Here is an 18,627-nt window from a genome sequence, read left to right as displayed (position 1 = left end):
ACTGGAGAGGCCTAAAGATGATACATCCTAGTCTAATGCGCAAACGTTTGCGATATCAATCAGCTGGTTTTAGTTATCTAAAAAGAAGAATTAATAGATTTTTAATATAGTAAACACCTGATTAATAAGCCTAAAATGCCTTTTGATTTATTCAGGAAGGAGTTGCAGTAAGGATAGAGGTAGGAGTAACTATTCTTTATAAATTCTTGACTATTCTTAAATTCGTTCTTATTCTTACGAACTCATTGCAAGATTCTTCGAAAGGATATTATTCCTTTTTAGATCAAAACCTGCCTTTCCTCTGCTCTAAAGCCCTCTTCGGAGACTTTTCTGCATAGTTCATGCAAACGTTTGCTCTGAATATAATTGTGCAAACGTTTGCAAAAGCAAATTTCTATTACTTCCCACTCAATAATTCCCATGAAAAATTCTTACCTCAAATTGCGGCGGCCAACTATGCCGACGCTGCTGTATTTCTTGCCCCTTTCGGTGCTGGTTGCTCCTGGGGCTGAGGCAGCTGGTATGCGCGTTACGGAGTTGGTGCGCGCTGTGGCGCCAGCCCAAACCGTTACCGGTCGGGTAGTTGACGAGAAAGGGCAGGGTATGCCTGGCGTTACGGTGCTGGAAAAAGGTACGTCTAATGGCGCTACCACCGACGGCGACGGTCGGTATTCTCTTACCGTAGCCGATAATGCTATTCTTACGTTCTCGTTTGTAGGCTACTTGACACAGGAAGTGGCTGTGAACGGCCGAACCAGTGTTGACATTAACCTGGCGCCCGACTCCAAGGCCCTGAACGAGGTAGTGGTAGTAGGATACCTGCGCCTGCCCACCGAACAAGTAACCGGCTCTGTGACGCAGGTAAATCAGGAACAGATACGGCGAGCACCGGTGGCCTCCGTCACGGAAGCGCTACAGGGCCGGGCCGCTGGCGTGCAGGTGGCCAACTCTGGAGCCCCCGGGCAGAACCCCATTGTGAACATTCGCGGTGTGGGAAGTATTCAACTGGGTAGCTCGCCCCTTTATATTGTAGACGGGGTATGGACCAATGAAATCCGCGACATCAACCCCAGCGACATTGAATCGTCGACTATTTTGAAGGATGCGGCTTCGCTGGCACCCTACGGCTCCCGAGGAGCCAATGGAGTAATTATTATTACGACGCGCCGGGGCAAGCAGGGCAAACCGGCCTTCAACTTCAACGGCTATGCCGGGGTTCAAAACATCGCCCACACCTACGACCTAGCCGGCACCGCGCAGTGGGCCGACATTACCCGTCAGATGTATGAAAATGCGGGTCAAACGCCATTCTCTGGGGCAGCCAACCCTCCTGCTATTAATACTGACTGGCAGAAGGCCCTTATTCAGAGCGGCCGGGTGCAGAGTTACAACCTAGGGTTGAGTGGGGCTAGCGAGTCAGCTAATTACAACGTGTCGGCGGGATATTTCAATCAGAAGGGGACTATTGTTGGGCCAAAATTTGAGCGCTACAGCGTGCGTGTTAATACGGGTGCCAACCGGGGCCGCTTCCGGATTGAGCAGTCGGCGCAGTTTTCACGAGCAATGACTACCCGCGTGAATGGCCTGCCATTCATTGATGTGCTTCGGATGCTGCCCATTATCCCGGTGCGTGATTCTGCGACGGTCAGCGGCTACGGCTTCGGTAATACCAACCAGATTACGTTTGGCACCAACCCCATAGGCCAGCAGGATGTGTACAACAATACTAATCTGGAAAATCGCCTCATCGGCTCGCTAGCACCGGAAATTAAGCTGTTTGATTTTCTGACGTATCGCCTGAACCTAGGAATGGAGTACGTAGGCTTCCTGGACCGCACGGAAAGCAAGTACGGGCAGGCGGGCGGCCTACGCATGAACGAACCCATCCGACCGGCGCAATTGTATGAAAGCCGGGGTGAGCGGATTTTTCTGCTGGCTGAAAATACCCTGAATTTTCAACGCACCTTCGGCAAACACAATGTAAATGCCGTAGCGGGATACACGGAGCAGAAAAATACTATTCGTAACACGGTTGCCGATGCGCAGGGCTTCGGTACGGGTCCAACCTATTACTGGTCGTTAGGTGCTGCAACAGGTTCGGCCAGTGTAGGCGGCGGTACTAATAAGTGGGCCAAACGTTCCTACTTAGGTCAAGTAGCATATGACTTTGATGACCGATATTTAGTTACGGGGGCTGTCCGTCGCGACGGCTCGTCGCTGGTAGACCCAGTCAATAAATGGGGTACGTTCTCGGCTTTCTCGCTGGGCTGGCGTATTAGCCGTGAAGCGTTCTTCGAGAATGTACCGCTGTTCAGCGACCTGAAACTGCGGGCCAGCTACGGACAGCTCGGTAACGATAACTTGTCGGAATACCTGTACCAGCGCATTCTGAACCCGAACGTAAACTACCCGCTTGGAGGCGGGGCCTCGCAGCCCGTGCAGAACGGTGCTACCCAAAATCAGCTTTCCAGCAACGACCTACGCTGGGAAAAACGCAAAACAACCAATTTTGGTTTTGATGCGAGTTTCCTGGATAATCGCCTCACTCTGGCCGCCGACTACTACATTTCGCGCACCACGGACGCGCTGGTAAACCCGGCTATTCCGCTGTATGAAGGTAATGTGGGCGGTAACCCTTTCACCAACCTGGGCGAATTGGAAAATAGGGGCTTCGAGTTTCAGGCCGGATACCAAAACACCACAGGTAACTTCCGCTACGGTGCCAATGCCAACCTCACAACCCTGCGCAACCGTGTAACGCAGCTGGCCTTCGAAGGACAAAACTACACGTCAGGTCCTGGTGGGGTAACACGCACCGTAGTCGGACAGCCGGTGGGGGCCTTCTACCTGATGCATATGCTGGGTATTTTCCAGACGCAGGCAGAAATCGATGCCTACGAGAAGCAGCCTAACGCCAAACCCGGCGACGTGAAATATGAGGATCTGAACAACGACGGGGTCATTTCCGACGCTGACCGCCGCTTCACAGGAAGCCCCTTCCCCAAGTTGCAGTATGGCTTCAACTTGACGCTGGGCTACAAGAACTTCGATCTGGCCGCGCTATTTCAGGGTGTGCAGGGTAACGACATCTACAACGTGACCCGCTACTGGACCGACCGTATGGACGACAATGGTAACTTCCGTGCTGACATTCGCCCTTGGACGCCCTCGAACCCCTCTACCACCACGCCTCGTCCGTTGCTGGGTGGGGGCCAGAACGCTCTGATGATTACTGACCGGTGGCTGGAAAATGGAGCCTACCTGCGCCTGAAAAACCTGCAGGTGAGCTACTCCCTACCCAAAACCATCACGGAGAAGCTGGCTGGGGTGGGAAGCGTTCGGTTTACCCTCACAGCCCAGAACCTGCTCACCTTCACCAAGTACACCGGCTACGATCCCGAAATCGTGGGTGCTGGTTCGCTAGCCCGCGGCGTTGATGAGGGCAACTACCCCAACGTGCGCACCATCACGGGCGGCCTGCAGGTTGGCTTCTAATTTCCCACCCACCATTCGCTGACTTCACCCATGAAATATCATAAAAAACACCTGCTGACTTTTCTCTCCAGCACTTTATTGCTTACGACGAGCTGCGAAAAAGACCTGCTTGACCAGCCTAACCCCAACCTACCCACGGCCGAAACCTTCTGGAAAAACAGCCAGGATGCTACCAAAGGCATTGTGGCTGCCTACAGTGGATTGCAGTTGCTGGGTAATTACCGCCGCTGGATATACTTCGACTATGATCTGCGCTCCGACGAAGGATTCTCTAGTAGCCCCTGGCCCGAGCTGCAGAACTTCACCAAGTTCATCCTCACGGACTATAACTTCGAGGTGAATTCTGTAACCTGGGGAAACCACTACGTAGGCATCAACCGATGCAACCAAGTGCTGGCCTACGTGCCAGGTATTCAGATGGATGAAACGCTGAAGACCCAGATTCTGGCCGAAGCTCGTTTCATCCGCGCTTTGCATTACTTCAACCTAGTTTCATTGTACGGTCGGCCCGTGCTGGCCACGGAGCCCTCTACGGCCGACTATCGTCCCCCACAAGCCAGCTCAGAGCAGGAAGTATGGGATTTTATCGTGCAGGATCTGCAGGCGGCCAAAGCTGGTTTACCAGTAACCTACTCCGGCACTGATTTGGGGCGTGCCACCAAGGGTGCTGCTACAGCCCTTCTTGGTAAGGCATACATGCAACAACAGAAGTGGACTGAGGCCAGCACTCAGTTAGCGGAGGTAATCAGCTCGGGCAGATACTCCCTAGCCGCGAATTATCGTGACAACTTCCGTCACGACCGGGAAAACGGATCGGAATCGGTATTTGAAGTACAGTTCACTGCTGAGTACAGCGCTGACCGCGACGACGACTACGCGGGCGCGTCGGAGGCCAGCCAGCGGGCGCAGTTCTTCGGCCTGCCCACCAAAGGATGGACCGACGGCGAAGCCAGGTCGTGGCTGATTGATGAATTTCTAAAGGAAAAGACTACTACCGGCCAGAAGGACCCACGTCTGGCGGCTACTCTTTTCTTTAGCCGCAATCGGGCGGGCTACCCCTATGATGCTGCCGACCCCGTAGATCAGGACGATAAAGCCTACGACAACCAGACGCTGGATCAGCGCTTTGCCACCGATGCTTATAACCGTAACCGCGTTTACTGGCGCAAGTACGAAAACGACTACTGGAAAAACGTAGAGGGCTATTACTCGCCCATCAATCACCGGGTGATTCGCTACTCTGACGTGCTGCTTTCGCAGGCCGAATGCCTGAATGAGCAGGGTAAGACGACTGATGCTATTACACTGATCAACCTGGTGCGCCGCCGGGTAGGACTGGCTGATCTGAGTGGCCTGAGTCAAAGCGCACTGCGTACTCAGCTGATGCACGAACGCGTGACGGAACTAGCTGGCGAAACCTGGCGCTGGCACGACCTGCGTCGCTGGGGCCTGCTTGATAACCAGGCGGGCATCGATCAGCTGAAAAGCCGTGACCCAGATTTTAATACTTATGTGGTAGGCAAATCAAAGTACCTACCCATTCCGCGCACCGACGTGGATATAGCCGGCCTGGCCCAAAACCCAGGCTGGAACTAACAAAAATAATGCCCCGGCCGCCGCGTATACCATACGCGGCGGCCGGGCTGTGTTCATAGTTTCGTGTCTACCCCCTTTCCCTTGTTCATGTTTTCTTATTCGCATCAGGCAGTGAGGGCACTTTTGCTAACTGCATTACTGCTGGCTGGTTGCCAGAAAGAAAAGCCTGCGCCCTACATACCTAGTGCGCCTACTACCCCCACTACTACCACCTTTACCAACCCCTTGCTTAGCGTAGGGCCCGATCCGTGGGTGTACCAAAAGGATAACATGTATTACTACATGAGCACCACGGGCGGTAACCTCGTTATCCGCAAAACGGCGAAGATGTCGGAGTTGGGCTCGGCGGTCAGCACCGTGGTCTGGACGCCCCAGCGGGCCGGCGTTAACCAAATTGAAATATGGGCGCCTGAACTACACTTCTTTGATGGGAAGTGGTACATCTACTATTCCGCCAACCCGCTGTGCTGCGCCGGTCACCGGGTGTTCGTGCTCGAAAACTCCTCGGCTGACCCCACTACGGGTACTTGGGTAGACAAGGGCCGCATTGCAAATCCCAACGTGGACTTGTGGGCCATTGATGGCACCGTGCTGGAGCAGAACGGCAAGCGCTACCTGATCTGGTCGGGCCACGAGGTAGAGAATGGCCGCACCCAGCGCATCTATATTTCCGAAATGAGCAACCCTTGGACCCTAGTGGGCCCGCGTGTGGAGCTTTCTCATCCAGAGTATAACTGGGAGACTATGGGGGACCCCGACGTGAACGAAGGGCCGGAAATTCTCAAACATGGCAACAAAACCTTCCTTATTTACTCGGCCAGCCACTGCAGCACCGACGACTATGCCCTGGGTATGCTCACGGCGTCCTCCACGGCCGACCCCATGCAGCTTTCCTCCTGGACCAAGTCGACTACGCCTGTATTCACCAAGAACACGGCGGGGCAGGCCTTTGGGCCGGGGCATAATGGATTCTTTAAATCAAAGGATGGCACTGAGGACTGGATTATCTATCATGCCAACCCCCAGGCTGGGCAAGGCTGCGGCGACAACCGCAGCCCGCGCATACAGAAATTCACGTGGAAAGCTGACGGCACTCCAGATTTCGGCACGCCGGTAAACCTAGGTACGGCTCTGCCAAGGCCGGCGGGGGAATAAGCTGAAGTCTATACTTTCAACGCGCCGCATCCACCCGCACTCGTAGCATCTTATTGCATGGTATTAAGAAACAAAACCCGTTTGGCAGCCAGCCTAGCCTTAGGCTTACTCGGGGCCTGCCATAGCGCCACTACCAGCGTCAGCACGCCCACGGCCAATACCGCCGAAACGGTAGCCGAGGCTGAAATGCCGGCCCTGTCCTTCGTAAACCCAGTGCTGCCCGGTGATTTTCCTGACCCTTCTATCACCAAGGTAGGAGACACGTACTGGGCCACGGCTACTTCCTCTAACTGGGGACCGGTGTTTCCGCTGCTGAAATCAACCAACCTCACGGACTGGGAACTGGCTGGCCACGTATTCCCGAATGAACTGCCGTCCTGGGCCGACTACTACTTCTGGGCTCCTGAAATCAGCGAGGAAAACGGCAAGATTTACATCTATTACACGGCCCACAAAAAGGGCGGCAACCTGGCCGTGGGTGTGGCAGTAGCCGATAACCCCGCCGGCCCATACCGCGACCTTGGTCCGCTGGTGGCGCAGAAAGACGGCTCGATTGACGGCTTCCCGATGCGCGACGAGAAGGGCGACCTGTACCTCATCTGGAAGGAAGACGGCAACAGCGTAGGCCAGCCCACGCCTATCTGGGCCCAGCGCCTCAACGAGGAGCATACCGCCCTGATTGGCGAGAAAAAAGAGTTGTTCCGCAACACGGTGCCCTGGGAAGGCAACCTGGTGGAGGGCGTGAGCATGGTGAAACGCAACGAGTATTACTACGCCTTTTATGCCGGCAATGGCTGCTGTGGCCACAACTGCACCTACGGCATAGGGGTAGCACGCTCCAAGAGCCTGATGGGGCCTTGGGAGAAGTACGAGAAGAACCCCATCCTGACCAAAAGCGAGAAGTGGGCTTGTCCGGGCCACGGTACCGTGTTCAACCGCGGCAAGCGCTGGTACATGCTCCACCACGCCTATGATACCCGCAGCTTCGAGTTCGTAGGTCGGCAGGGGGTGGTAAGCGAGTTTACCTGGAATGCGCAGGAGTGGCCCGAGTTCCGTAGCGGCGGCACCGTGCCTGATAAAGGCACACTCCCAGCCGTGGCCCGCAACTTTACGGATGAGTTTGACCAGGCCACACTGCAGCCCACTTGGCAGTGGCCTGTGGAGGAGCGGCCTACCGTAGCGGTTCGGGGCGGCCAACTGCAACTTACGGCCCGGCCCCAGCACAGTGGTGCCGTGCTCGGCCAGCACACTACCACCGCCGACTATACGGCTACCACTACTTTGCTCAACCCGGCCAAGCTGCCCGCCGGTACCGTAGCCGGCATTGCTGCTCACGGCGACCCAGAAAACACCTTGGCTCTCACAGCTGGAGGAGGCAAGCTGCATCTGTGGCAAATGGAGAAAGGCAAGCAGAAAACCCTCAGTGAAACCAAGCTACCCTCAGCTGCGGCCTTAACCTTACGTCTGCAGGCTCAGAACGGCAACCTGTTCCGCTTTGGCTGGAGTGCCGATGGAGGCAAAACCTGGCAGAACCTACCTGGCCTCAGTGCGCCCATTAATGGTACCTACCTACCACCCTGGGACCGGGGCGTGCGGGCTGGTTTGCTGGCCCGAGGCCCGGCTACTGCTACCGTTTCCTTCGAGAATTTCAGCCTGCAAAACGAAGCGGTTACCGCCCAGTCTGGCGGTAATGCCACAGACGGTAAGCAGTAAAAATGAGGCTATAAACCAGAGCGCAGTGAAGCCTCTCACAGGCTAATGTTGCAGTAGTAATCAACTTCAGCATGCGAGAGGCTTCACTGCGCTCTGCTTTATGGTACTTCAGTACCTTGCCCGCTACTCAGGCCAGGCCAGGTAGGTGCGTTTCCTCTTTTCTAACTCCTTTCGATTCTTTCTGACCTTTATGCCCAAACTCTCCCTGAATGGAGCGTTAGCCGGCTTGCTGCTGCTGGCTGCCTGCAACCAACCCAAAACTTCTGAACAGGCGGCCGGCGCAGACCGTACCACTGCTAGCGCCGATTCTACGCAATCTACCTCTATGCCTACCTCTTCCTCGTTCGGCAAAACTGCCGATGGTACCGAAGTGCAGCTCTACACGCTCACCAACGCCCACGGCCTGAAAGCCACCATTACTACCTACGGCGGTACGCTCACCAGCCTGCTCACCCCTGATAAAAAAGGCCAGCTCGGCGACGTAGTCTTGGGTTTTGACAGCGTGGAGGGCTACACCAATCCTACCTATCTGGAGGCCGGTCCGTACTTTGGAGCCCTGATTGGGCGCTACGGCAACCGCATCAAAGGCGGTAAGTTTACCCTCGATGGCAAGGCGTACACCCTGGCTCAGAACAATGGCCCCAACCACTTGCACGGTGGCAAGCGCGGCTTCGATAAGGTAGTGTGGCAGGCTGAGCCGGGCTCTTCGGCCGATGGGCAAACCCTCACGCTTACTTACACCAGCAAAGACGGAGAAGAAGGTTACCCCGGCAACCTTACGGTGAAGGTGGTGTATACCCTCACCAACGACGACGCTCTGCGCCTCGACTATACCGCCACCACCGATAAGGCTACCCCCCTTAACCTTACCAACCACAGCTACTTCAACCTCAACCACGGCCAAGCCAAAAACGCCCTCGACCATGTGCTGACCCTGAAGGCCGACCGCTTTACAGTGGTTGATGCTACCCTGATTCCGACCGGCGAGCTGCGCCCTGTGGAAGGAACGCCCATGGACTTCCGCCAGCCCCATGCCATTGGAGAGCGAATTAAGCAGGTGCCTGGTGCCGCGCCCGGTGGCTACGACCACAACTGGGTGCTGGCCGACCAGCAGCGCACCAAACCTGAGCTAGCCGCCACGGTGTACGAACCCGTTTCGGGCCGCACCATGGACGTGCTGACTGACCAGCCCGGCGTGCAGTTTTACTCCGGCAACTTCCTTTCGGGCACGCTCACGGGCAAAGGCAACACCGCCTACCCCCAGCACTACGGTTTCTGCCTAGAAACTCAGCACTTTCCCGATTCGCCTAACCAGCCTAAGTTCCCGAGCACTATTCTCCAGCCCGGCCAAACGTTCCACTCCACTACGGAGTACCGTTTCGGGGTCCGGAAATAGCGTCTGTGTTTAGATAAGCCGCGCCTATTCCGTCATGCTGGTGGGGTAGGCGCGGTTGTTTTATAGGGGCTATAGCGTTGGTGGTAAATAAGATGGCGTAGAAATAAATGAAGGTTTCTTAGCTGATCCATACCGGAAAACGTATGCTAGCGGGTAGGTGCTGCTAAAGCGCTCTACCTGTAACCTGCCTTTCCTATGAAAATGAAATTGCTTTTGGCTGCTGCCCTGCTCATGGGGTCTGCCACCCTAGCCACCGCCCAAACCAACCCTACCACGCCCCAGTACGGCGGCGCCGTTAACCAAACCACGGTTCCGCCCGTCAACCCGGCTAATCCAGCCACTAACCCCGGCACCATCGACCAGCGTACCCCTACCACAACCAGCCCCACCCAGCAGGGCGTCATCGGTACCATTGACCAGACGCCTTTGCCCCAGCGCACCACTACCATGCAGCAGGACGCAGGTCAGCCCCTCCGGCCCACGCGCGTAGCGCCGCGAGTTGGTCGCCGCCCCATACGCCAGACGGCTGTGCCACGGAGCGCCATTGAGGGCCGCACCATCACACCCGAAACCACTACCCCCCGTCCCTAAGCCAAAGGGGAATAAGCTCATAAAAAAGCCTCTTCAGCTAAGCTAAAGAGGCTTTTTTATGAGCTGTATATACGAGCTTCTATTCCTGCTCCAGTTGCCCACCCATGCGTAAAAGCGTGTCGGCGAGGGTGGTGAGCTGACTGCGTACAGCATCAGGCGCGGTGCGGGCTACTTCGGAGGTTTGGGAGCCCAGCATGCTCAGGGAACGGCCAATAGCGGCGCCATCGAGGCCGGCGGTTTTCTCGCTGCTGAGCAAGGACTGCAGGTTGCCGATTTCACGGGCAATGTTTTGCAGGCCTGGGTCGCCGCTTTGCAGGAAGTGCTGCTGCCAGGTTTCGGTGGTGTCCATGGCGGCGCTGATGGGCAAGCCGGTCACGCCGTTGCTCAACGACTGGGTAGTTGTGCTTAGCAGGTCAGAAAGTTCAGACATAACTCAAAGGGAGGAAAGGGGAGATATTAGGTGGTTTGGGTGGCTACAATACGGCCCAGGTCGCGGAGCATGAGGCAGGCCCGACCGGCACTAGCTTCTTTGTCTTTTATTTCAAGCATGATGTCCACGTCTAGGTCGCCGAGCTCTTCCAGGAAGCCCTGAAACAACTCTTCCACCAGTGAGGCGGTGTGCTTGCCACGCCGCTCGCCGGGAGCCTGCGAGCTGTAGTCCATCATCATTACCCCGTCGCGCGTGGGGTGCCAAGTAGAAGCGGCCAGCCGTAGAGCTTCGGCCATGGGCTCCCCATTGTTGAGGCACTCGTGGTGGAAGTTGTCGAAGAGGATGGGAATACCTACGGCGTTGTGCACCCGCAGGCAATCCTGCAGACTAAACAGCCGGTCGTCGTTCTCGATAACAAGGCGGGCCCGCACGGCTTCGGGCAGGGTTTGGTAGGTAGCAATGAAGCGCGAAATAGCCAGCTCCCGGTCGTTGTACAGGCCGCCCACATGAATCTGCAGCTTATGCGTGCTATCAAGTCCCATCAGATCCAGCATCGAGCCCTGATATACTAGCTCCTGAATGCTGCGCTCCACAATGCCCGCGTCGGGGGAGTTCAGCACCACAAACTGATCGGGGTGAAAGGACACGCGCATGCCATTGGCCTTGATGTAGTCGCCGATGCTACGGAACTCAGCCGCAAAGCGCGTCTGCCAGGGGAAGGTGTTGATGGCGTGGGAGCCAAAGGGCACAATACCCGAGCCAATGCGGAAGAACAGCAGGTGTTGGGCCACATTCCAGATCAGAATGCGCTGCAGGCAGGCCAGGTTATTTGCTACGGCCAGCTCTACCCGCTCATCGGAGTAGGAAGCCAACCGGAAAGTGCTGGTAGAAGTGCAGTCTAATGACTCGTTGACGCAAGGATAGCCTATTCTCATAGACCTGCTTACGTAGGAAATGTGGAAATGGCGAAGCGGTGCGCTGGCGAATGAGTGAAATGATGAGTTTGGCATTTAAGCGGTTCGGAGGGGTAGGGCTTCTACTAATACACCGTTCCGTTGGGCTGCTCGTCACATCCTCAAGCGCACTATTTTCCTATCTCATTATCCCGTTTACTCATAGCCCCGGTTGTCTTTGAAGTTCTTGTTGTACTGAGTACGGGCTTTGCGGGCTTGTTCGGCTGCTTTCTGGGCAGCTTCAGCAGCCTGAATTTCTTCCATTTTGCGGCGCTCCTTGCCGGCTCTGGAAAACTGCTCGTAAATCAGACTGACTGGGCTGGCCAGGGTAGGAGTAGGTGCCTTGGGTGCCGCTGAATCGACGGGGAACATGGGCTTAGGCGCGGGCGGGCGCTTCACGTAGCTGGTGGGGGCAGTGCTAGGCCGCTTGATGTTGCGCAGGGCCTTGTTGATGGTGGCACGGTCGGGGCGGCCTTCGGTTACACGCACCTCGCCAAGCATCACGGTATCCTGCTGCAGCTTAATGTGCACAATGAGTTGGGAAAGACCGGAGCCACCCAGCGGCATACGCTGGGCCTTGAAGCCTACGGCCCGGAAAATCAGGGTGTCGGTACTGTTGGCCGAAATGTTGAAGTCGCCCTCCTGGTTGGCTACTACCCCCTGGCGGGTGCGCTGCACCACCACTGAGGCCCCCGGTACCGGCTTGCGGGTGCTGGCGTCGGAAATGCTACCCGTCACGCGGATTTGGGCCATCGAACTGCCAGCTACTAGCAGCAGACCCAAGAGGAATATCCAGAAAACAGGCAAAAAACCAGAGCGACCAATCATTATGGGGTAAACTAACGCAGCAACCGCGTGGAAAGCCAGCAGAACCTACCGGCACCAAGGTATTATCGACGGAACAACACCAAACAGAGACAAAAAAAGTCCGCACCGTTGCAGGTGCGGACTTGGCAGAGAGCAAACTTGTTGCCGGGTTGGCTACTCAACTTTTATTTTTTCGCCATCAACCGGCTTGGCTTTCATTGTGGCGTCGTCGGCATCAATTTTTGCTTTGTTGCCTTCGCTGTCTTTGATTTTGATGTCGCCATCACGCTTCACTTTTAGCTTGCCTTCGCCGCCGGCCGAGCCCGATGCCATGCCTGAAGCATCGGAGCCATCCGTCATGGTCGAAGAAGAGCTCATTTCCGAGCTCGACATGCTGGCATCGTCATCCATGTAGCGGTCATCCATGTACTCCATGCGGCTTGACTCGTAGGCCGAGTACTGGGTGGGGTCGGTCAGGATGGTTTTCAGCTCCGTGTCGGTGTTCGTGTACACGTCGCGCATGGCGGCGGCCATGCCTGTGGTGTCGGTGGTGTAGCGGGTTTGCAGCTCAGCAATGCGCTGGCCGCGGTTTACGTAAGCCGTCCGGATTTTAGCGCGGGTGGCGTCGTCGAACTTCATTTTAGAAGCCATATCAGCCGAAATCCGGTCGGCGCGGCGCTCAATGGCCTCCGAGGAATAGGCGGTAGAGGTTACCGGAGCCGTGGTAGTCGTCGTGGTGGTTTCGGTGCTGGCAGTTTCACCAGTCTTATTTTCCGAGCACGAAGCCATAGTGAAGGCAGCGGCTGCGGAGAGCAGAAGCAGGGTCTTTTTCATGAGGAGAGAAGTTGAGAGAAAGGAGAGGGAGAGAGAATAATGCCTGCTATACGGGGCTGCTACGGTGGCGGTTACTCTGCCAAAACAAAAGCCGCCCCGAGCAGGTCGGGGCGGCTTTCTGAATAGCTAAGGGGGGGTAGGAAAAACGGCGGTACTAGGCCCGGCGCAGCTCAAACACAGTTATTTCGGGTAGGAAGCCGACCCGGCCGTGGTAGCCGATAAAGCCTAGCCCGGCATTTACGTACAGGTACTGACGGCCCCGCTGGTATAGGCCCGCCCATTGCTTGTAGGCGTACTGCACGGGGCTCCACTTCAGGAAGGGTAAGTTTACGCCAAACTGCATGCCGTGGGTGTGGCCCGAGAGCGTCAGGTCGATGTCTTCGTAGCCGTGCACCTGCTCGTCCCAGTGGGAAGGGTCATGAGAGAGTAGAATCTTGAACGGCGCCGTAGGGTCGGCCGCAGCGTGGGCCTTATCGAGCTTGCCGTACTGGGTAAAGCCGCGGGCTCCCCAGTTTTGTACGCCCAGAATGGCAATTTTCTCACCGTTGCGCTCCACGGTACGGGCTTCATCCAGCAGCAGCTCCCAGCCAATTTTGGCGTGGTTTTGCTTGATGCGGGCCAGGTTGGCGGTCTTGGCCTCGGCGCCACCTTCCTCCGCCCAGTTCACGTAGTCGGCGTAATCGTGGTTGCCGAGAATGGAGTAGATGGGTAGGCTAGATTTGATGCCAGCCAGCGTATCAATGTGCTCTTCCACCTCATGGGCGTAGTTATTCACCAAGTCGCCGGTCATAAACACCAGGTCGGCCTGCTGCTGGTTAATCAGGGTCACAGCCCGCTGCAGCGGCTCTTTGGATTGAAAGGAACCCGTGTGCAGGTCTGAAATCTGGAGCAGCTTGAACCCGTCGAACGAGGCCGGCAGGTTGGGGAAGCGCAGGGTCACGCGCTTCACGGTGTAATCGGTGCCGCCTTTCACCATGCCCCAAATCAGGGACACGAAGGGCACGGCTCCCACTACCAGGGCGGCTTTGCTTAGAAACTCGCTACGCGAAATGGCCCGGCCTTCGCTGCTACCCTTGGGGCCCGACAAAGCCTGCACAGCCCAGCGCGCCACACGCGTCAGGTCTTCGAGCAGCAGCGGAATAACGATGACAATTTTGGCGGCCAGCATAGCCAGCAGTAGCCCTCCGAAGTACGATTTGAAAGATGCGTGCTGGCGGCGGTTGCTCATGGCCCAAATGCCCAGCCCCCAGATAACCACCGTCAGGACCCAATACACAGCCAGGGTAAGGCGGCGGGTAGCGGGGGAGGAGTTCTGAACCAGCGTGCGTACGGCCTGAAAACCGTACCACTCGCCGGCAATGACCAGCGCGAAAAAAATGAAGGGAATGACAGATCTTGACATAGGTAGAATGGCAAACCCGCGCGAGAAGATTAGGTTCGGGTTGAGTTGCCATGAACGCAGACGCGGGAGCCAGGTTTTTGCTTTAAATTCCGGGCGTTACAACAACAATGCCCTATGCAAGAGTTTGACAATCTGACGGGAAATCTATCTGAATCTGCTACCCCCGAGCCTAACCCCAACCGTTACGAAACCCCTTCCTCCTTCGGTATCAAGAGCTGGGCCGAGGAAGACCGCCCCCGCGAAAAGCTGCTTCAGAAAGGCCGGGCCGCCCTTTCCGATGCGGAGCTCATGGCCATCCTGTTGGGCTCTGGCACGGCCAAGCTCTCGGCTGTAGATGTAGCCAAACTGGTGCTGAAAGCTGCCGATAACGACCTGAACCAACTGGCCCGCTTCTCGGTGAAAGAACTGATGCGCCAAAAAGGCATCGGGGAGGCCAAGGCCATTACCATTGTGGCGGCCCTGGAGCTGGGTAGGCGCCGCAAGGAGGCAGATGCGCCTACCCGCCCTACCATTACCAACTCCCGCGACATTTACCGCGTGGTGCGCCCTTACCTCCAGGATTTGCCCCACGAAGAGTTCTGGGTGGTGCTCCTGAACCGGGCCAATGTGGTGATGCGCACCGTGGCCATCAGCCGCGGCGGTGTGGCCGGCACGGTTGCCGACCCCAAGCTCATCTTTAAAGAAGCTCTGGAGCAGCTGGCCTCATCCATCATTCTTATTCACAACCACCCCAGCGGCAACCGTAACCCCTCGGCCGCCGATATGGCCCTCACGCGCAAACTCCGGGAAGCCGGCCAATTTCTCGACCTTCCCATCCTCGACCATCTGATTTACACCGACGCCGGCTATTTCAGCTTCGCCGACGAAGGCATGCTGTAGCACCCGCTCCCTTAAGTCGGGGTTGCGCGGTTGGGTGCCTACCTTTGCAGCATGCGCATCAATCCTAAATTATTTATTGCCCTCGGGCTGCTGCTGGTGGTCGGGTACTCGCTCCAAGATCTTGTGTTTGGGAGCAGCCAGTACAACGCCGGAATTTACAAGGCTCGCAAGGAAAAAAACGACTCGTTTCGTCGGGCCAAAGACTCTCCGCTGTCTTCGGAGCAGCGCAACGAGTTTGACAGCCTGCGCTACTTCGCACCCGAGAAATTATACCGGGTAAGCGCCAAGGTAGAGCGGTTTGCCAAGCCTGAATCGGTGCAGATTCCGCTGACGGATGGCAAGGCTGATACCTACCTGCGCTGGGGCCGCGCTACGTTTAAGCTGGCCGACGCTCCGCAGCAACTGATCCTTCTGCTCAAGCCCGACGAGAAAGACGGGAAGCTCTTCGTTCCCTTCACCGACAAAACCAACGGCTTCACTACCTACGGCGGCGGCCGCTACCTCGACGTAGCCCTACCTGCCGATGGGGCAGATGAAGTTACCCTCGACTTTAACGAGGCCTATAACCCGTTCTGCGCTTATGGCGCGGCCTTCGCCTGCCCCCTGCCACCCCAGGAAAACCGACTGGCGGTGGAGGTCCGAGCCGGCGAAATGGCCTTCCCTGAAACCGACCACACAGGCCACAATCACTAAAAGACGGCGGTTTTAGCCACCCGCCCGAATCCGTACCTTTGCCGCAAATCAGTTGTCGGTTGTCAGTTGATGGTTGCCCGTTTACGCTAGGCAACCTGTGCATATGACCCGCCACAACTGGTAACCGGCAACCGACAACTGACAACTGATGAAAATATCCCTCGACTGGCTCCGCACCCTGATTCCTACTGACAAACCCGCCGAAGAAATCGGCCAGCTCCTGACTGGTTCGGGGCTGGAAGTGGAAGGAATTGAAGAGCTGGAAAGCGTACCGGGCGGTCTGCGCGGGGTAGTACTGGGCACGGTGCTCACCTGCGAAAAGCACCCCGATGCCGATAAGCTTAGCCTGACTACCGTAGATGTAGGCGACGCTACCCCCCGCCAGATTGTGTGCGGCGCTGCCAATGTGCGTGCCGGCCTGAAGGTGGTAGTAGCCCTGGATGGCGCTACCCTGTACCCAACCCAGGGCGAGCCGTTCAAGATTAAAAAGTCGAAAATCCGTGGCGCGGCTTCCGAGGGTATGATCTGCGCCGAAGACGAAATCGGCCTGGGGACTTCGCATGCCGGCATCATGGAGCTAGACACCGACCTGCCCAACGGTACCCCCGCCGCCGAGTATTTCGGTCTGGGCTCTGATTCGGTATTCGAAATTGGCCTGACCCCGAACCGCGCCGATGCGGCCTCGCACTACGGGGTAGCCCGCGAGTTGCGTGCCCTGCTCCGCCAGCCCTGCCACCTGCCTGATATCAACCATTTTCACGCCCCCCATGAGGCTGCGCAGAACATTCAGGTAACGCTGGAAGACGCTGCGGCAGCACCGCGCTATGCCGGCTTGCTGCTGGAAAACGTGCAGGTAGGGCCTTCGCCGGAGTGGTTGCAGCGCCGTCTGCGTAGCATCGGCCTCTCACCCATCAACAACGTGGTCGACATCACCAACTTCGTGCTGCACGAGTTGGGCCAGCCCCTGCACGCCTTCGACGCCGACCAGATTACGGGCAACCAGGTGCGCGTGAAGCGCGCCGAAGCCGGTGAGAAGTTTGTGACCCTGGATGGGGTAGAGCGTACGCTGAGTGCTGATGATCTGGTTATTGCGGATGCCAACGGCTCGCCTATGGCCCTGGCTGGCGTATTCGGTGGCAAGACCTCCGGCGTTTCCGACGCTACTACCCGCGTGTTTCTGGAAAGCGCCTACTTCGCACCGGCTGTGGTGCGCAAAACCGGCCAGACCCACCAGCTCAAAACCGATGCTTCCTTCCGCTTCGAGCGGGGCACCGATCCGCACATGGTGCTCGTGGCTCTAAAGCGGGCGGCTCTGCTGCTCCAGGAAATAGCGGGCGCCACCGTGGCTGCCCCCGTGGTAGATCAGTACCCAACCCATATCGAGCATGCCTTGGTGCGCCTGCGCCTGCCGCGGGTAGAGAGGCTGGTGGGGCAGTTCATTGCCCCCGAGCGTATCCGCCAGATTCTGACGGACCTGGACATTCTCATTTCTGAGGAACTGACCGACGAAGCCGGCCACACCGAATGGATTCTGTCGGTGCCTCCGCACAAGGTGGATGTAACCCGCGAGGCCGATGTGATTGAGGAAATCCTACGCATCTATGGCTACAACCACGTAGCGCTGCGCCCGCACAACTCGGCTTCCTACCTCGCCAAATTCCCGAACCCCGATCCGGAGGTAATTCGTCAGAACACGGCCCGCTTGCTCAGCGGCCAGGGCTTCTCGGAAATCATTACCAACTCCATTACCAATTCTCTCTACTTCGAGAAGGAAGGGGAAACGGACGCTACCCTGGTGCGCCTGCTCAACTACAACAGCGCGGAGTTGAATGTGCTGCGCCCCACGCTGCTGCACAGCGGCCTGGAGGTAATTCGCCACAACGTGAACCGCCGCCAGCGCGACCTGAAGCTATACGAGTTCGGCAAAACCTACCACCAGAAAGCCGACGGCCAGTACGAGGAGAAGAACAAGCTCGTCATTTACCTGACCGGGAACACGGCTGCCGAAACCTGGCAACAGAAATCAGAAAAGGCTACCTACCACCAGTTGGCGGGTGCGGTGCAGCAAGTGCTAGCCTCGCTGGGCTTCGCGCAGCCAACTTCGCAGCCGGTGCAGCACCCATACCTGGCCGGTGGTCTTACGCTGCTGGCCCAGAACCAACCGGTAGCGCAGTTGGGCGCCGTGTCGGGGGTAGTGCTGAAGCGCCTGGACGTGTCGCAACCCGTATGGTATGCCGAGCTGGACTGGGACTGGCTGATGCGCAAGTACAAGAACAACTTGGTGGCCCGCGAGCTGGCCAAGTTCCCGGAGGTACGCCGCGACCTGAGCTTGGTAGTTGATAAAACCATCACCTTCGACCAACTCCAGCAGATTGCCCGCCGCACCGAGAAGAAACTCCTGCAGCAGGTAAATGTGTTTGACGTGTACGAAGGCGAAAACCTTGGGGCCGGCAAAAAGTCGTACTCCGTGAGTTTCCTCCTTCAGGACCCTACCCAAACCCTGACCGACCAAGCTATTGACGGCGTTATGCAGCGCCTGATTCAGCAGTTCGAGAAGCAAGCCGGGGCCCTGATCCGGAAGTAAATTGGTTTTTGGTTAGCGGTTTTTGGTTATTAGGCTGCTAATCAGAAACTCCGGAGCGTCATTCCGAGCTTACCGGGGAATCTTGCGTGCGGGCGTTGG

At 57.0% G+C, this 18,627-nt stretch carries 14 protein-coding genes; 9 read left to right on the top strand and 5 right to left on the bottom strand.

What is annotated here, in order from left to right; all coding sequences use genetic code 11:
• The first annotated feature begins 420 nt into the window (after positions 1-420).
• From DNI29_RS13105 to DNI29_RS13080, 6 genes are all read left to right on the top strand, one after another.
• Positions 421-3,495: a SusC/RagA family TonB-linked outer membrane protein gene (locus DNI29_RS13105; RefSeq protein WP_110978561.1), complete on the top strand. Its 3,075-nt coding sequence runs from the start codon at positions 421-423 to the stop codon at positions 3,493-3,495.
• Positions 3,496-3,525: 30 nt separating this feature from the next.
• Positions 3,526-5,091 carry a RagB/SusD family nutrient uptake outer membrane protein gene (locus DNI29_RS13100; protein WP_110978560.1) on the top strand — a complete coding sequence of 522 codons (1,566 nt, stop codon included), beginning with the start codon at positions 3,526-3,528 and terminating at the stop codon, positions 5,089-5,091.
• A gap of 87 nt (positions 5,092-5,178) precedes the next feature.
• The gene (locus DNI29_RS13095) at positions 5,179-6,246 is read left to right on the top strand and encodes a glycoside hydrolase family 43 protein (RefSeq protein ID WP_110978559.1); all 1,068 of its coding nucleotides are present in this window, start codon (positions 5,179-5,181) and stop codon (positions 6,244-6,246) included.
• Between the two features lie 57 nt (positions 6,247-6,303).
• Positions 6,304-7,959 carry a family 43 glycosylhydrolase gene (locus DNI29_RS13090; RefSeq protein WP_238388084.1) on the top strand — a complete coding sequence of 552 codons (1,656 nt, stop codon included), beginning with the start codon at positions 6,304-6,306 and terminating at the stop codon, positions 7,957-7,959.
• Between the two features lie 190 nt (positions 7,960-8,149).
• Positions 8,150-9,355 carry an aldose epimerase family protein gene (locus DNI29_RS13085; RefSeq protein ID WP_110978558.1) on the top strand — a complete coding sequence of 402 codons (1,206 nt, stop codon included), beginning with the start codon at positions 8,150-8,152 and terminating at the stop codon, positions 9,353-9,355.
• Positions 9,356-9,550: 195 nt separating this feature from the next.
• On the top strand, positions 9,551-9,946 hold the full coding sequence (locus DNI29_RS13080; RefSeq protein WP_110978557.1) for a hypothetical protein: 396 nt from the start codon (positions 9,551-9,553) through the stop codon (positions 9,944-9,946).
• A 79-nt stretch (positions 9,947-10,025) separates the two neighbouring features.
• Here DNI29_RS13080 and DNI29_RS13075 read toward each other — a convergent pair whose 3' ends face one another.
• The 5 genes from DNI29_RS13075 to DNI29_RS13055 form a co-directional block, all read right to left on the bottom strand.
• Positions 10,026-10,376, bottom strand: a complete 351-nt coding sequence (locus tag DNI29_RS13075) for a hypothetical protein (RefSeq protein ID WP_110978556.1) — start codon at positions 10,374-10,376, stop codon at positions 10,026-10,028.
• Positions 10,377-10,402: 26 nt separating this feature from the next.
• Positions 10,403-11,311 (bottom strand): UV DNA damage repair endonuclease UvsE, encoded by a 909-nt coding sequence (gene uvsE / locus DNI29_RS13070; protein ID WP_110978555.1) that lies wholly within the window; start codon positions 11,309-11,311, stop codon positions 10,403-10,405.
• A 174-nt stretch (positions 11,312-11,485) separates the two neighbouring features.
• Positions 11,486-12,157 carry a carboxypeptidase-like regulatory domain-containing protein gene (locus DNI29_RS13065; RefSeq protein WP_110978554.1) on the bottom strand — a complete coding sequence of 224 codons (672 nt, stop codon included), beginning with the start codon at positions 12,155-12,157 and terminating at the stop codon, positions 11,486-11,488.
• A gap of 153 nt (positions 12,158-12,310) precedes the next feature.
• On the bottom strand, positions 12,311-12,970 hold the full coding sequence (locus tag DNI29_RS13060; RefSeq protein ID WP_110978553.1) for a hypothetical protein: 660 nt from the start codon (positions 12,968-12,970) through the stop codon (positions 12,311-12,313).
• Between the two features lie 154 nt (positions 12,971-13,124).
• On the bottom strand, positions 13,125-14,372 hold the full coding sequence (locus tag DNI29_RS13055; protein ID WP_110978552.1) for a metallophosphoesterase: 1,248 nt from the start codon (positions 14,370-14,372) through the stop codon (positions 13,125-13,127).
• A gap of 114 nt (positions 14,373-14,486) precedes the next feature.
• Here DNI29_RS13055 and radC point away from each other — a divergent pair, with 114 nt between their 5' ends.
• The 3 genes from radC to pheT all read left to right on the top strand — a co-directional run bounded on the left by radC (position 14,487) and on the right by pheT (position 18,528).
• A complete protein-coding gene (gene radC, locus DNI29_RS13050) occupies positions 14,487-15,251 on the top strand; it encodes a RadC family protein (RefSeq protein ID WP_110978551.1) in 765 nt (254 codons plus the stop codon).
• 51 nt (positions 15,252-15,302) lie between these two features.
• Complete coding sequence (locus DNI29_RS13045; protein ID WP_110978550.1) at positions 15,303-15,944, top strand: DUF1684 domain-containing protein; 642 nt, start codon at positions 15,303-15,305, stop codon at positions 15,942-15,944.
• Between the two features lie 148 nt (positions 15,945-16,092).
• On the top strand, positions 16,093-18,528 hold the full coding sequence (pheT, locus tag DNI29_RS13040) for a phenylalanine--tRNA ligase subunit beta (RefSeq protein WP_110978549.1): 2,436 nt from the start codon (positions 16,093-16,095) through the stop codon (positions 18,526-18,528).
• Positions 18,529-18,627: the final 99 nt, after the last annotated feature.

This window comes from Hymenobacter sediminis, assembly GCF_003231285.1.
GTDB classification, from domain to species: Bacteria; Bacteroidota; Bacteroidia; order Cytophagales; family Hymenobacteraceae; genus Hymenobacter; species Hymenobacter sediminis.
Note: the sequence above shows the minus strand (reverse complement) of the source record. Positions and strands in the feature narration are given on the sequence as shown.